This is a genomic window from Rhizobium ruizarguesonis, from assembly GCF_012349115.1.
GTDB classification, from domain to species: Bacteria; Pseudomonadota; Alphaproteobacteria; order Rhizobiales; family Rhizobiaceae; genus Rhizobium; species Rhizobium ruizarguesonis.
Window position 1 is genome coordinate 1 of record NZ_PQIG01000134.1, and the last position, 13,204, is coordinate 13,204.

A 13,204-nucleotide genomic window follows, 5' to 3' on the forward strand; every position below is an offset into this window, starting at 1 on the left:
TCGTCGCCACCGTCGCAACCATGCGCAAGCTGCTCACCATCCTCAACGCCATCATAAGGGACGGACGACCATGGCAAAACGCTTGACAAACAAGACAGTCGCTCTCCCCGAGGGGAGAAGAGGGAGCAAGCGGGCGAACCGGACAGCAGCTTGTCGCCGTCACCTGCCAGTGACAGCGTGCGGGCCGTCAGGTCTTGTAGATCAGCCAGCTCTTGGTGAAATCCTTCTGCATGCCGTCCTGATAGAGGATGGTGCAGTTGCGGCCGGCATTCTTGGCGCCGTAAAGCGCGATGTCGGTCTTGCTGTAAAGTTCGCCGGCATCATCGGCGTTGGAGGCCATGCAGATGCCGATCGAGACTGTGACCGGACCGTAATTCACCCGCGTACGGGAATTCTTGAAGGGCGTCGTCTCCAGCGTGCGGCGGATGCGCTCGGCGATGCCAGTGACTTCCTCAGGCGTATTGCCCTCGATGATGAGGGCGAACTCCTCGCCGCCGGTGCGGGCGACGAAGACGTCGCGGCGGACATTGCTGCGGATCACCGAGGCGACGGTGGCGAGCACCTTGTCGCCGACCGGATGCCCGTAGGTGTCGTTGATCTTCTTGAAATTGTCGATGTCGCAGAGCAGCAGTGCCGTCACCGGCCGCATGCTCGAATTGTCGAAGATGGCGGCGAGGCGGTCATCGAAGGCGCGGCGGTTGGAAAGGCGCGTCAGCGAGTCGGTGTTGGCGATGCGCTTGTATTCGTCGAGCTCCTTGCGGACCTGATCCATCTCCTGCGAGCGCTGGACGACGTCTTCGACGGTGCGTTCGCCATGCGCCATGGTGTCTCCGGTTGCCTGGCTCAGCAACTCGATGGCGTTTTCGATCAGTTCGACGCTGGCATTGCTCTTGGAGGTGATGCGCTTGTGGGTCTCGCCGAGCAGCCTGGTGTAGCTTTCGAGCGAGCTCTGCTCCTGCCTCAGGATACGCAGCAGGCCGTCGAGTTCGCCTGATATGCGCGTATGGGCATCGTCGAAGACGCGGGCCGGACTGTGGGTGAAGTGCTGCGCGCCGAGCGCATCGAGTTCGGCTTGGGTCACGTGGCCGCCGAGGGCCGCGAGCTCGCGGGTAAGGGCTGGATTGGAGCCGATATAGGCCTCATAGAAGAGTTGGTAATTGCGCGGTATCGGCGCGACGCCCATGGAGCGCATGGCATAGGTGATCTGACCCGCAACGTCGGGAACTTGCACCTTGGGCGCGACAGCCGTATTCATCCGGCGAACTCCTCATATATTCAAAGGCAATATTCTATTTGTTAGCTTAAATTTCTTGGGAAAAGATTAAAGCGATATATACCAAAGATTACATACGACAAATGCCGCATGGGGCAATACTTCGATCAGGCCTATGATTCTCCACGGAAAAACGTATCTTTAGCGAGACAGTGCATACTCGCTGAGCGGGAACGGTGTCTGAAAAACTTACAGTTCTTCTGTGCCGAAGAGCGTATTCATCTTGTCGACAGTTGGTTTTGGTCGTTTCGTATTGCAGCGCCGATATTTTGCAATGATATTTCCTGGGCAGCAGACGCGATCGCAGCTCGCAAACCAGGGTGTGAGATGATGGAAACGTCCCGCTCTAATTCTTTCGCCATCCTCGCCCTTACCGTCCTCGCCGCCGGCGCCTTGCTGCTGGAGCACACCGGCTTCTTCGCGGGGGCTTTCCGCACGGAGATCCTGGCAATGGTCGATGGCGGGGATGTGGTAAGCGTAGGCGAGGCGGTAACGGCGCATAACACAAGCGCGTCGGATAAGGCGTCGGCTCGGTACAGCAGGCGGTAACGCAGCCCGCCACTCACCCCAAATTCAGCTCCTGGAAAAAATCATTGCCCTTGTCGTCGATCACGATGAAGGCAGGGAAGTCTTCGACGTCGATCTTCCAGACGGCTTCCATGCCGAGCTCGGGATATTCGAAGACTTCGACCTTGCGGATACAGTCCTGGGCAAGACGGGCGGCGGGGCCGCCGATCGAGCCTAAGTAAAAGCCGCCATGTTTCTTGCATGCCTCGCGCACGGCGCGCGAACGGTTGCCCTTGGCGAGCATTACCATCGAGCCGCCGAAGGATTGGAACTGGTCGACGTAGCTGTCCATGCGCCCGGCGGTCGTCGGACCGAAGGAGCCGGAGGCGTAACCTGTAGGCGTCTTGGCGGGGCCGGCATAATAGACCGGGTGGTTCTTCAGGTAATCCGGCATGCCTTCGCCCTTTTCCAGCCGCTCGCGGATCTTGGCATGCGCCAGGTCGCGAGCGACGATGATGGTGCCTGATAGCGACAGGCGCGTCTTGACCGGATGCCTGGAGAGTTCGGCAAGCACGTCGGCCATCGGCCGGTTGAGATCGATGCGCACTGTCGATTCCGACAGTTTCGCCTCGTCGATCTCAGGCATGTATTTAGACGGATCGGTTTCGAGCTGCTCGATGAAGATGCCGTCGCGGGTGATGCGGCCCTTGGCCTGGCGATCGGCGGAACAGGAGACGCCGAGGCCGATCGGCAGCGAAGCGCCGTGGCGGGGCAGGCGGATGACGCGCACATCATGGCAGAAATACTTGCCGCCGAACTGGGCACCGACGCCCATTTGCTGCGTCAGCTTGTGGATTTCCTTCTCCATCTCGATGTCGCGAAAAGCGTGGCCGCTCTCGGACCCTTCGGTCGGCAGCTCGTCGAGATAGCGGGTGGAGGCGAGCTTGACCGTTTTCAGGTTCATCTCGGCAGAGGTGCCGCCGATGACGATCGCCAGATGGTAGGGAGGACAGGCTGCCGTCCCTAACGTCAGGATCTTCTCCTTGAGGAAGTCGATCATGCGATCGTGGTTCAAGAGCGAGGGCGTGCCCTGGTAGAGAAAGGTCTTGTTGGCCGAGCCGCCGCCCTTGGCGACGAAGAGGAATTCATAGGCGTCGGTGCCTTCCTCGTAGATGTCGATCTGGGCCGGCAGATTGTTCTTCGTGTTCTTCTCCTCGAACATTTTGACCGGCGCGAGCTGCGAGTAACGCAGGTTCTTCTTCTCGTAGGCATCCATGACGCCGCGAGCGAGCGCCGCCGTATCCTCGCCTTCGGTCCAGACCCTGCGGCCCTTCTTGCCCATGATGATCGCCGTGCCGGTATCCTGGCACATGGGCAGCACGCCGCCGGCAGCAATATTGGCGTTCTTCAGCAGGTCATAGGCGACGAAGCGGTCGTTGTCGGTCGCCTCGGGGTCGTCGAGGATCGAGGCGAGCTGCTTGAGGTGGCCGGGGCGCAAGAGATGGTTGATGTCGGCAAAGGCGGTTTCGGCAAGCAGGCGGATGCCCTCCGGCTCGACGGTCAGGATCTCCTGGCCCTTGAACGTATCAACCGAGACATGGTCGCCGCTGATCTTGCGATAGGGGGTGGCATCCTTGCCGAGGGGGAAGAGATCGTCAGCCATCGAAGTGACCTTTCTGGTAGGGCGTCGCTAGATTGGAACCGGTCTAAATCCACCGCGGGGCAAATGCAATCAGGCTGCGCCGGAGTCCGGCCGGTTAAGCCAGAGTCGCGCGTGCTGCACCACGCGAAACGGGTGAAACTAGCGTAATCGCCTCGACAAAGACGACTCCAGGTTGCCTTCGGTTCGAGGCCAGTCCATATTCCCGGCAGCGTTAACCTGCCGGGGCTTCAAATGACAAATGCAAAGCCAACTGCTGTCGACGACCTTCTCGTTTTTTTCGAAGACAATTGGATCCGCGGGAATCTGCTGCGCCTCTCCAGCGATCCCGAGGGAGCGGACATGTATGTTCGCTTCGTCAATGGCGTGCGTATCGACGCCAAACATGGGCCTGACCACGAAACGATCATAAGGGGCGAGTACGGAACCTTCAAACTGAAACCTGACGGTCACTTCGAGTACGAGCTGGACTACACGCTCGACGTCGTGAAAAATTTAACGAAATACGATCAGCTCATCGAGAAGCTGAGCTTCAAGATGTCCGATGGCTCAGGGGGCACGGACCTCGGCGTGCTGACGCTGGCGATCGACGGCGTCAACGAAGGCGAAAAATACCATGAAAACCTGGATTTCGACGATTTGGGCGTCACCTCGAGGGCGGATAATTTCTCTCTGCCTGACTACCGCAACTTTGCGCTCTCGGTGAACGGCGGTCACGAATTCACGCTTCTGAACGGGTATGTCTATGATACCATCCCGGGCGTCGACGCCATCACCGAGGACGGTTTCAGCGATACGGTCCTATCGCCGGGTTCTGCGCCCGTAAGCTTGAAAATGCTCGATGGCGGGGAGTTCACCTTTCAGAGCGTTTCGATTGCCGAATTGTCGGCATCGCCGTTTCACCTGACGCTGACTGCCCTGAACGACGGCCTGATCGTCTATCAGCAGGAACTCGAGATCACCGACCCCAATCTCGAGGTCAATCTCGAAGACATCGACGAAATCCGTTTCGACTTCATGGGCAATTCCGTCGTGATGGACAACTTTTCGCTGTTGGTTTGAGGCTGGACAAGGACGCTTACTGGATTTGCCCAGAGTCAGCCCCTCACCCTAATCTTACCGGGGTCGAGCCACCCGTATCGACCCGTCCTCCGGACCCCCGTAAAAACGGGGCGAGAGGACTTGCCATACGAGACGTGGCGGGGAGCGGAGAGGTTGCGACCTGTCCCCTTCGCCCCGTTTACAGGGAGAAGGTGCCGGCAGGCGGATGAGGGGCGGCCCCGTCCTACTTAGGCCCGATCATCGTTTCCGGGCGCACGATCGCGTCATATTCTTCCGATGTCACCAGGCCGCTGGCGAGGGCCTCTTCCTTCAGCGTCGTGCCGTTCTTGTGCGCTGTCTTGGCGATTTTCGCGGCTGCGTCGTAGCCGATCTTCGGGGCAAGTGCCGTCACCAGCATCAGCGAGCGTTCGAGGCCGGCCCTGATATTGTCCTCGCGCGCCTCGATGCCGACGACGCAATTGTCGGTGAAGGAGACGGCGGCGTCGGCGAGCAGTTGCACCGACTGCAGGAAATTATAGGCCATCATCGGATTGTAGACGTTGAGTTCGAAATGGCCCTGGCTGTCGGCGAAGGTGAGAGCAGCATTGTTGCCGAAGATATGGATGCAGACCTGCGTCATCGCTTCACACTGGGTCGGATTGACCTTGCCGGGCATGATCGAGGAGCCGGGCTCGTTTTCCGGCAGCGCCAGCTCGCCGAGGCCGGCGCGCGGACCGGAGCCGAGCAGGCGGATATCGTTGGCGATCTTGAAGAGGGCGGCAGCCGCCGCATTGATGGCGCCATGGGAAAAGACCATGCTGTCATGCGAAGCGAGCGCCTCGAACTTGTTCGGCGCCGTGACGAAGGGCATGCCTGTTATATTGGCGATCTCCTGGGCGACCTTTTCGGCAAAGCCCACCGGCGCATTGAGGCCGGTGCCGACGGCAGTACCGCCCTGGGCGAGTTCGCAGAGGCCTGGCAGGGTCATCTCGATGCGCTTGATGGCGGAGCCGACCTGGGCGGCATAACCGGAAAATTCCTGGCCGAGCGTCAGCGGCGTCGCATCCTGGGTGTGGGTGCGGCCGATCTTGATGATGTGGCTGAATTCGGTGACCTTCATGTCGAGGGCGGCATGTAGGTGCTTCATGGCCGGCAGCAGGTGATGGGCGATCCGTTCGGCGCAGGCGATGTGCATGGCCGTTGGATAGGTGTCGTTCGACGACTGGCTCATATTGACGTGATCGTTCGGATGCACCGGCTTCTTGGAACCCATGACGCCGCCAAGCATTTCTATGGCACGATTGGAGATCACCTCGTTGGCATTCATATTGGACTGCGTGCCCGAACCGGTCTGCCAGACGACCAGCGGAAAGTGGTCGTTCAGCTTGCCGTCGATCACCTCCTGGGCGGCGTCGACGATCGCTTTGCCGAGGGCAGGATCGAGCTGGCCGAGCGACATGTTGGCGCGGGCGGCGGCCTGCTTGACGATGCCGAGCGCACGCACGATCGACAGCGGCTGCTTTTCCCAGCCGATCTTGAAATTGCCGAGCGAACGCTCGGCCTGGGCGCCCCAATATCGGTCAGCGGCGACGTCGATCGGGCCAAAAGTATCGGTTTCGGTGCGGGTTGCGGTCATCAGCCTTGCCTTCCCTTACATGCTGTTTTCGGGCATCTTCGAAAGATGAGGTCTTATAGGTTGGAAAGCCGGACAAGAAAACTGGACGCCGTGCGAAAATATTGAAATCGGAAGTCATGTTTGCGCAGGCTTTTCGGCGTGCTTTTTAAGCCACTTTGGAAATTTTATGCGTCCGGGCGTTTTCGCCACACTGGTCTGGGAGCGAAAATTCGGTAAAAAATTAACTAATAATTTCATAATTTTGTGTGAACTGCTGCGCGGCGCCGTGCAGGATCTCCGTCACACAAAATTGAGTCCGCCGGCGCTGGCGGCGCAGGCCGGTTTCTGATCAATGAGGCCCTACGCTGCTTAAGTTTCGCGGGATTTGAGCTTGAGCCTTGCGCTCGTGACAAGAACAGCATGACACCGGGACTGGAAGATATATGACGTTCGTTTTGAAAAGCGCGGTATCCGCATTGGCACTCTCCTGCGGCCTGGCAGTGATGAGTGCTGCTCCCGCGCATGCCTATACGCTGATGGATATGCTGCGCGGCGACAGGCAGCGGACCCAGAGCACCATCTTCATGGACCAGATGCCGCCCGGCCGTGTAGGCCAGCGCGGCGGCATCGGCGGATCGCTCGGTGGGCTCGACCCTGAGGCGCCGCTGCCGAAGGTGAGCGGTCCGCGTTATTATACCTACAAAACCGAGACGCTGCAGTTCGTCGATGCCGGCAAGTTCGCCGATCCCGTCGTCACCGGCGCAGTCGCCGATGTTTCGGGCAGCGGCGATGCCAGCGCCGAACCCGCCGTACAGCGCCGTTTCCTGGCGCAGGCCAAGGTGCGCGCCAATGCCGACGTCGCAAAGGCGCTCGAAGCCTATTACGGCGACAGCCGCAATCCGCTCGTCTGGGTCGAGGGCAACCAGATCAACGACCGCGCCAAGTCGGCGATGTCAGTTCTTGCCGATGCGGCCGTCGTCGGCCTCGACCCGGCAGATTACACCGTCCAGACTCCTGATATCGATCCGGCTAATCCCGATCCCGCCTTCCGCGACCGGGCGCTGACACAGTTCGAGCTCGAACTCTCCGCCAAAGTGCTCGCCTTTGTACAGGATACGGTGCGCGGCCGCATCGATCCGAACAAGATCTCCGGCTATCACGATTTCCAGCGCAAGGTGGTCAATCTGGCCCCGGTGCTGAAGCTTGCCCGCATGAGCCCCGATGTCGGCGCCTACATCGCTAGTCGCTCGCCTGATAGCCCGCAGTTCCTGGCGCTCAAGTCGGAGCTTGCAAAGCTTCGCGCCGCCGATGGCGGCAATGAGGAGCGAATCGTCGTTTCGCTCGACAATTTGCTGAGGCCTGGCGACAGCTCGCCCGAGATTGCCAATATCGTCAAGGCGATCGGCAAGCACGGCTCCGAAACGTTGAGGACCGATCATGCGGCAACGCTTGCTGCTTACGCAGGCAGCAGCGACTATTCGCCTGACATCGTTTCGCTGGTCGAGGACTTCCAGAAGGAGCGCGGGCTGAAGTCCGACGGCGTTATCGGTCAGGCGACCGTGCGCGCCATGACCGGCGGCGACACCAATGCCTCGAAGATCGACAAGCTCGTCGTCGCCATGGAGCAGGCGCGCTGGCTGCCGGAAGATCTCGGTTCCCGCTACGTCATGATCAACCAGCCCGCCTACATGGTCTACTACCACAATGACGGCAAGGAACAGCTGTCGATGCGCGTGGTGGTCGGCGGCAAGAACAACCAGACCTATTTCTTCGACGACGAAATCGAGACGGTGGAGTTCAACCCTTTCTGGGGCGTGCCGCAGTCGATCATCATCAATGAGATGCTGCCGAAGCTGCGCTCGGATCCGAACTATCTCGACCAGCTCGGTTATGAAGTCGAGGTGAACGGCCATGCCGTCGCCTCTTCAAGCGTCGACTGGTACGGCTCGACCGATAACGTCTCGGTACGCCAGCCGCCGAGCAGCGACAATGCGCTCGGCGAACTGAAGATCCTGTTCCCGAACAGCCACGCGATCTACATGCACGACACGCCGTCGAAGAGCTTCTTCAAGCGCGACATGCGGGCGCTGAGCCACGGTTGCGTGCGCCTTGCCGATCCGCGTGCGATGGCGGCTGCCGTGCTCAGCACGACGGTCGACGATGTCGCCAAACAGATCGCCAGCGGGCAGAACCATGCGGTGCGCGTGCCGCAGAAGATCCCGGTCTACGTCTCCTACTTCACGGCTTGGCCGAACAAGGACGGCGTGGTGGAATATTTCGACGACGTCTACGGCCGCGACGCCTATGTCGACAAGGCCTTCGACGCGACGACCAAGGCACGTGGGGCGCAGATCTGATAATCGGATCGGATTAGCGATGCTGGCGGGCGGTCTTTGGGCCGCCCGTTTTTGTTTTGGCGGTGATTACGGAATGGGAACAAAGTGGAGAGGGCGCGCACTGTGTGGCACCCCAGCAGAAAGCGGGGGCGCGGCTCCGGTCTCAGACGGCAACCTTCTCCGCGTATTCCCGTAACAGCCTTTCCACCAGCTCCGATGTCAGCTCATCGAAATGGGTGATGATAACATCCGGATCGAGGCTCGAAACCGGCACGTCGGAATAACCGAACGGCACGGCAATCGAGGGCACGCCGGCATTCTTGGCAACCGCGATGTCGTTGATGCTGTCGCCAATCATCACTGTGCGCGCGATGTCGCCACCGGCGCGTTCGATGGTGCCGGTGAGGTGGCGGGCGTCGGGCTTGCGCACGGGGAAGGTGTCGCCGCCTGATATCGCGTCGAAATATCGGGTGAGGTCGAGCTTGTCGAGCAAGCCGAGTGCCAGGCTTTCCATCTTGTTGGTGCAGACGGCGAGGCGGTGACCTTCGGATCTAAGCCGGTCCATGGCGGCGACCAGGCCGGGATAGGGTTCGGTACGGCCTGGCATGTTGCCGGCATAGTGGGCAACGAAACGCTCGACCAGCGGCGGCAGGGCGTCGCCTTCAAGCGGATGGCCGCGCAGCCGGCAGGCGCGCTCGATCATCACGCGCGCGCCCTGGCCGACGAGATGGGTGAGGTCGTCGTAGCTGACCGGTTCGAGGTCAAGGGCCGAGATCGTATGGTTCAGGCTCTCGACCAGGTCCACATGGGTATCGAGGAGGGTGCCGTCGAGATCGAAGACGACAAGCGCTGGGCGAGCGGGGGCAGGGGTCAAGGGCATGTCTCTTTGAGCGATGGTCGTCTTGAGGAGCGATGGATCGTCCTGAGGTAGGCGATCGCGCGGCGGAAAGCAACGTCCGGCGATGGCCGGGAAGGCCGCAGGCCTCTGTTTCGGCTTTTCATTTTCCGTGATGATTTTGACTTTCGTTTGCCAGGCGAGCCGTGTAAACAGCACATCCAACGCAATATCAGGAGCTGGCGGCGCATGGATGCCCGCGAAATGAAGATCAAGGCCGCCGAAGCCGCACTCGCCCATGTCGAAGGCGGGATGCGTCTCGGGATCGGCACCGGCAGCACGGCGGAAGAATTCGTTCGCCTGCTGGCAGAGAAGGTCGCGGGCGGCTTCAGGGTCGAAGGCGTTCCGACGTCCGAAAGAACCGCGCGGCTCTGCGTCGAACTCGGCGTGCCGCTGAAGTCGCTCGACGAACTGCCGGCGCTCGACCTGACGATCGATGGCGCCGACGAGGTCGATACGGGGCTCAGGCTGATCAAGGGCGGCGGCGGTGCACTGCTGCGCGAAAAGATCGTCGCAGCCGCCTCCGAGCGGATGATCGTCATTGCCGACGAGAGCAAGTTGGTCGAAATGCTCGGCGCCTTCGCGCTGCCGATCGAGGTCAATCCTTTCGGGCTCGTCTCGACGCGCATCGCGATCGAAAAGGTCGCGGCCCGGCTCGGCCTCTCGGGTGAACTCGCTCTGCGCCAGTCGGGTGACGGAGAGTTTACCACGGATGGCGGCCATCACATCATCGATGCATCTTTTGGCCGCATTCCTGATGCAGAGGCGCTTTCGAGCGAGCTGAATTCCATACCCGGCGTCGTCGAACACGGGCTCTTTATCAATATGGCGGCACTTGCGATTATTGCCGGTCCTGCGGGTGTGCGCACACTGCAGGCAAACAGATAACAGGAGCGTATACTCATGATGAACATTGCAGGTCTTGGCCGTCTCGCCGCTGCGACCGTCGTTCTTTCCGGGCTTGCTTTCGGCTCCGCCGTTAAGGCGCAGGAAGTCTCCGAGGAGCAGCTGAAGGCATCTCGCGCGGCGATCGACGCCATTGGCGCCACTGCCCAGTTCGACAATATCCTGCCGGGTCTCGCCGAGCGCCTGAAGGCCGGCCTGATCCAGGATTCGCCGAACTACCAGGACATCATTTCGTCGACGGTCGACGCGCAGGCGCTGGCGCTGGCGCCGCGCCGCGGCGATCTGGAGAAGGAGGCGGCACTCACCTATGCCAAAACCTTCACCGTCGATGAGCTGAAGGCGATCGCTGACTTCTATAATTCCGACATTGGCAAGAAGCTGCTGCGCGACGGTCCAGTCGCCTCGCGCGAGACGGCGAAGGCTGCCGACATCTGGGCACAGGGCATTTCCCGCGACCTGGAAAAGCAGAGCAACGCCGAGCTTTCCAAGGTGATCAAGGCGCCGCCGCCGGCAACCGACAGCCCCGCCGCTCCGGCTCCCGCACCGGCTGCCCAGCAGTAAGGCTTGCCCCGTCAATTTGCGAAAGCCCGGCATCGTCCGGGCTTTTTTGCTATGATGCGGCAAATGCCGCCGGCGAGGTTTCAGGTGACTGCAGATGTCCGATCATGACAAGGCTGTCCGAGTGCGGATATCCGGCAAGGTCCAGGGTGTCGGTTTTCGCTTTTGGACGCGCGACGAGGCCGTACGGCTCGGTTTGACGGGCTGGGTTCGCAATGAAGAGGACGGGGCCGTCGTCGCTGTGATCGCAGGACCCGACAGCGCCATCTCGACGATGATCGAGCGTTTCAGGCGCGGGCCTTCGGGGGCGTCGGTTTCGGGCGTCGAGACGGAAGCAGCCCAGCTTGAGAAGAACCCGACGGATTTCCACATTACCCGCTGAGAGCATCAATCGCTAGGCAGATGCAATTGGCGTCGCATATGCGCCGGAATTCAGTCCCTATGCGTTCGGGTTCTTTGCAAGTTGCCACACGCCGTCCTCATCCGGTTCCACGCGCTTGTTGCCGCGGTAGAAGATCGGCAGTCTCGTCTTCTTGTCGATCGAGAAACGGCTCGGCGTGTATTTTTCGTCCTCATGGCCCTGAATGGCGAGGCCGAGCGCTTCCTTGAATTTGCCAGCCCTGCACAGGTTGGTGAAGAGAGTTTGATCCATTTTTTGCTCCGGCATTCTTTTCCATCCCATGGATTGCCTGCCAGCCTCGGCTGACCGGGTCAATCGCAGCCGTTTACAACGAAGATTCGGCGATGGGAACGGGATGACGCAGGAGCGGGCTTTTGTTTTCGTGATGATCGCCCCTATATCAGGAACATTCTTCCTGCGATTCCCTTCCGGAGCTCCTCATGTCTTCCTACGACTACGACCTCTTCGTCATCGGTGGCGGTTCCGGAGGCGTGCGCGGCGCGCGTGTCGCCGCCTCGCTCGGCAAGAAGGTGGCGATCGCCGAGGAATACCGCTACGGCGGCACATGCGTGATCCGCGGCTGCGTGCCGAAGAAGCTCTTCGTCTACGCCTCGCAGTTCCATGAGCATTTCGAGGATGCCGCGGGCTTCGGCTGGACGGTCGGCGAAAGCAGCTTCGACTGGAAGAAGCTGGTGGCGGCCAAGGATGTTGAAATCGCCCGTCTGGAGGGCCTCTACAAGAAAGGTCTCGCCGGCGCCAATGCCGAAATCCTGGAAACGCGCGCAGAGCTCGTCGATGCCCATACGGTCCGGCTGCTGAAGACTGGACAGACGGTGACGGCCAAGACGATCGTGATCGCCACCGGCGGACGGCCGAACCCGCATGCAGCCCTTCCCGGTCACGAACTCTGCATCTCCTCCAACGAGGCCTTTCATCTCGAAGAGCTGCCGACATCGATCGTCATCGCCGGCGGCGGCTATATTGCCGTCGAGTTCGCCAATATCTTCCATGGCCTCGGCGTCGAGACGACGCTGATCTATCGCGGCGCCGAGATCCTGTCGCGCTTCGACGAGGATCTGAGACGCGGGCTGCACGAGGCTATGGTCGCCAAGGGTATCCGCATCCTTTGTCACGACACGCTGCAGAAGGTTTCGAAGGGTGAGGACGGGCTCATTCTGGAGACGCTGAATAACGGCACGTTGCAGGCCGGCGTCGTCATGCTGGCGCTCGGGCGCGATCCGAACACCGAAGGCCTTGGCCTTGAGGCGGCCGGCGTCGCCGTCGACGAACGCGGCGCCGTTATCGTCGATGAATATTCCCGCACCAATGTTGAAAACATCTATGCGCTCGGTGATGTCACCAACCGGGTACAGCTGACGCCGGTGGCGATCCACGAGGCGATGTGCTTCATCGAGACCGAATACAAGAACAATCCGACCCGGCCGGACTATGAGCTGATCCCGACCGCCGTCTTCTCGCAGCCGGAGATCGGCACTGTCGGCCTCTCGGAAGAGGATGCGGGCAAACGTTACGGCGAGCTCGAGGTTTACCGTGCCCAGTTCCGGCCGCTGAAGGCCACGCTTTCCGGCCGAGCCGAGCGGATGATCATGAAGCTGATCGTCGATGCGGCGAGCCGCAAGGTGGTGGGCGCCCATATCCTCGGCCACGACGCCGGCGAGATGGCGCAGTTGCTCGGCATCACACTGAAGGCCGGCTGCACCAAGGACGATTTCGATCGCACGATGGCGCTGCATCCGACCGCCGCCGAAGAGCTCGTGACCATGTATGCGCCGAGCTATCGGATCCGCGACGGCAAGCGGTTTTGAGCCGCGACGGGCTTTAGCTCTTTATTTTATGCATGTCGTTGACCCGGAACCGCTGCACACTTCCGGGCGACATGCATTAGGCTCCAAACCCAATCAAGCCATTGATCAAAATGGATCGCTGTGATTCATTATGATGACAATGGGAGTTTTGATGATGGCAGGAGAGTTCTGGCTTGATGATCAGCAG

At 60.6% G+C, this 13,204-nt stretch carries 13 protein-coding genes; 8 read left to right on the top strand and 5 right to left on the bottom strand.

The genetic code is table 11. From position 1 onward, the window contains the following. Nucleotides 1-187: 187 nt before the first annotated feature. Nucleotides 188-1,255 (bottom strand): GGDEF domain-containing protein, encoded by a 1,068-nt coding sequence (locus C3Y91_RS35910; protein ID WP_024321880.1) that lies wholly within the window; start codon nucleotides 1,253-1,255, stop codon nucleotides 188-190. Nucleotides 1,256-1,603: 348 nt separating this feature from the next. On the opposite strand from C3Y91_RS35910, the gene C3Y91_RS35915 reads away from it, so the two are divergent. Then, nucleotides 1,604-1,822, top strand: a complete 219-nt coding sequence (locus C3Y91_RS35915; protein WP_018072356.1) for a hypothetical protein — start codon at nucleotides 1,604-1,606, stop codon at nucleotides 1,820-1,822. Between the two features lie 13 nt (nucleotides 1,823-1,835). On the opposite strand, the gene C3Y91_RS35920 is transcribed toward C3Y91_RS35915, so the two are convergent. After that, a complete protein-coding gene (locus tag C3Y91_RS35920) occupies nucleotides 1,836-3,443 on the bottom strand; it encodes a fumarate hydratase (RefSeq protein ID WP_168576380.1) in 1,608 nt (535 codons plus the stop codon). A 231-nt stretch (nucleotides 3,444-3,674) separates the two neighbouring features. On the opposite strand from C3Y91_RS35920, the gene C3Y91_RS35925 reads away from it, so the two are divergent. Next, nucleotides 3,675-4,502: a VCBS domain-containing protein gene (locus tag C3Y91_RS35925; RefSeq protein ID WP_024321878.1), complete on the top strand. Its 828-nt coding sequence runs from the start codon at nucleotides 3,675-3,677 to the stop codon at nucleotides 4,500-4,502. Between the two features lie 223 nt (nucleotides 4,503-4,725). Here C3Y91_RS35925 and fumC read toward each other — a convergent pair whose 3' ends face one another. Continuing rightward, nucleotides 4,726-6,117, bottom strand: coding sequence for a class II fumarate hydratase (fumC, locus tag C3Y91_RS35930; RefSeq protein ID WP_018072353.1), 1,392 nt, complete (start codon nucleotides 6,115-6,117; stop codon nucleotides 4,726-4,728). 166 nt (nucleotides 6,118-6,283) lie between these two features. On the opposite strand from fumC, the gene C3Y91_RS35935 reads away from it, so the two are divergent. Both C3Y91_RS35935 and C3Y91_RS35940 read left to right on the top strand, forming a co-directional pair. Further along, complete coding sequence (locus C3Y91_RS35935) at nucleotides 6,284-6,445, top strand: hypothetical protein (protein ID WP_018072352.1); 162 nt, start codon at nucleotides 6,284-6,286, stop codon at nucleotides 6,443-6,445. 94 nt (nucleotides 6,446-6,539) lie between these two features. Beyond that, nucleotides 6,540-8,453: a L,D-transpeptidase family protein gene (locus C3Y91_RS35940; RefSeq protein ID WP_168576381.1), complete on the top strand. Its 1,914-nt coding sequence runs from the start codon at nucleotides 6,540-6,542 to the stop codon at nucleotides 8,451-8,453. A 142-nt stretch (nucleotides 8,454-8,595) separates the two neighbouring features. On the opposite strand, the gene C3Y91_RS35945 is transcribed toward C3Y91_RS35940, so the two are convergent. Then, a complete protein-coding gene (locus C3Y91_RS35945; protein ID WP_174827221.1) occupies nucleotides 8,596-9,312 on the bottom strand; it encodes an HAD family hydrolase in 717 nt (238 codons plus the stop codon). A gap of 204 nt (nucleotides 9,313-9,516) precedes the next feature. Here C3Y91_RS35945 and rpiA point away from each other — a divergent pair, with 204 nt between their 5' ends. The 3 genes from rpiA (at nucleotide 9,517) to C3Y91_RS35960 (ending at nucleotide 11,173) form a co-directional block, all read left to right on the top strand. Further along, on the top strand, nucleotides 9,517-10,215 hold the full coding sequence (gene rpiA / locus C3Y91_RS35950) for a ribose-5-phosphate isomerase RpiA (RefSeq protein ID WP_130664694.1): 699 nt from the start codon (nucleotides 9,517-9,519) through the stop codon (nucleotides 10,213-10,215). 15 nt (nucleotides 10,216-10,230) lie between these two features. Next, on the top strand, nucleotides 10,231-10,794 hold the full coding sequence (locus tag C3Y91_RS35955; RefSeq protein WP_018072348.1) for a DUF2059 domain-containing protein: 564 nt from the start codon (nucleotides 10,231-10,233) through the stop codon (nucleotides 10,792-10,794). Between the two features lie 94 nt (nucleotides 10,795-10,888). Continuing rightward, a complete protein-coding gene (locus tag C3Y91_RS35960) occupies nucleotides 10,889-11,173 on the top strand; it encodes an acylphosphatase (RefSeq protein ID WP_018072347.1) in 285 nt (94 codons plus the stop codon). A 57-nt stretch (nucleotides 11,174-11,230) separates the two neighbouring features. On the opposite strand, the gene C3Y91_RS35965 is transcribed toward C3Y91_RS35960, so the two are convergent. Continuing rightward, the gene (locus C3Y91_RS35965; RefSeq protein WP_026170920.1) at nucleotides 11,231-11,443 is read right to left on the bottom strand and encodes a hypothetical protein; all 213 of its coding nucleotides are present in this window, start codon (nucleotides 11,441-11,443) and stop codon (nucleotides 11,231-11,233) included. A gap of 188 nt (nucleotides 11,444-11,631) precedes the next feature. On the opposite strand from C3Y91_RS35965, the gene gor reads away from it, so the two are divergent. Beyond that, a complete protein-coding gene (gene gor / locus C3Y91_RS35970) occupies nucleotides 11,632-13,017 on the top strand; it encodes a glutathione-disulfide reductase (protein WP_130655667.1) in 1,386 nt (461 codons plus the stop codon). Nucleotides 13,018-13,204: the final 187 nt, after the last annotated feature.

Coding starts and splice junctions, on each gene's coding strand:
- C3Y91_RS35910 (WP_024321880.1), bottom strand. CDS start 1,255: ATGAATACGGCTGTCGCGCCCAAGGTGCAAGTTCCCGACGTTGCGGGT.
- C3Y91_RS35915 (WP_018072356.1), top strand. CDS start 1,604: ATGGAAACGTCCCGCTCTAATTCTTTCGCCATCCTCGCCCTTACCGTC.
- C3Y91_RS35920 (WP_168576380.1), bottom strand. CDS start 3,443: ATGGCTGACGATCTCTTCCCCCTCGGCAAGGATGCCACCCCCTATCGC.
- C3Y91_RS35925 (WP_024321878.1), top strand. CDS start 3,675: ATGACAAATGCAAAGCCAACTGCTGTCGACGACCTTCTCGTTTTTTTC.
- fumC (WP_018072353.1), bottom strand. CDS start 6,117: ATGACCGCAACCCGCACCGAAACCGATACTTTTGGCCCGATCGACGTC.
- C3Y91_RS35935 (WP_018072352.1), top strand. CDS start 6,284: ATGCGTCCGGGCGTTTTCGCCACACTGGTCTGGGAGCGAAAATTCGGT.
- C3Y91_RS35940 (WP_168576381.1), top strand. CDS start 6,540: ATGACGTTCGTTTTGAAAAGCGCGGTATCCGCATTGGCACTCTCCTGC.
- C3Y91_RS35945 (WP_174827221.1), bottom strand. CDS start 9,312: ATGCCCTTGACCCCTGCCCCCGCTCGCCCAGCGCTTGTCGTCTTCGAT.
- rpiA (WP_130664694.1), top strand. CDS start 9,517: ATGGATGCCCGCGAAATGAAGATCAAGGCCGCCGAAGCCGCACTCGCC.
- C3Y91_RS35955 (WP_018072348.1), top strand. CDS start 10,231: ATGATGAACATTGCAGGTCTTGGCCGTCTCGCCGCTGCGACCGTCGTT.
- C3Y91_RS35960 (WP_018072347.1), top strand. CDS start 10,889: ATGTCCGATCATGACAAGGCTGTCCGAGTGCGGATATCCGGCAAGGTC.
- C3Y91_RS35965 (WP_026170920.1), bottom strand. CDS start 11,443: ATGGATCAAACTCTCTTCACCAACCTGTGCAGGGCTGGCAAATTCAAG.
- gor (WP_130655667.1), top strand. CDS start 11,632: ATGTCTTCCTACGACTACGACCTCTTCGTCATCGGTGGCGGTTCCGGA.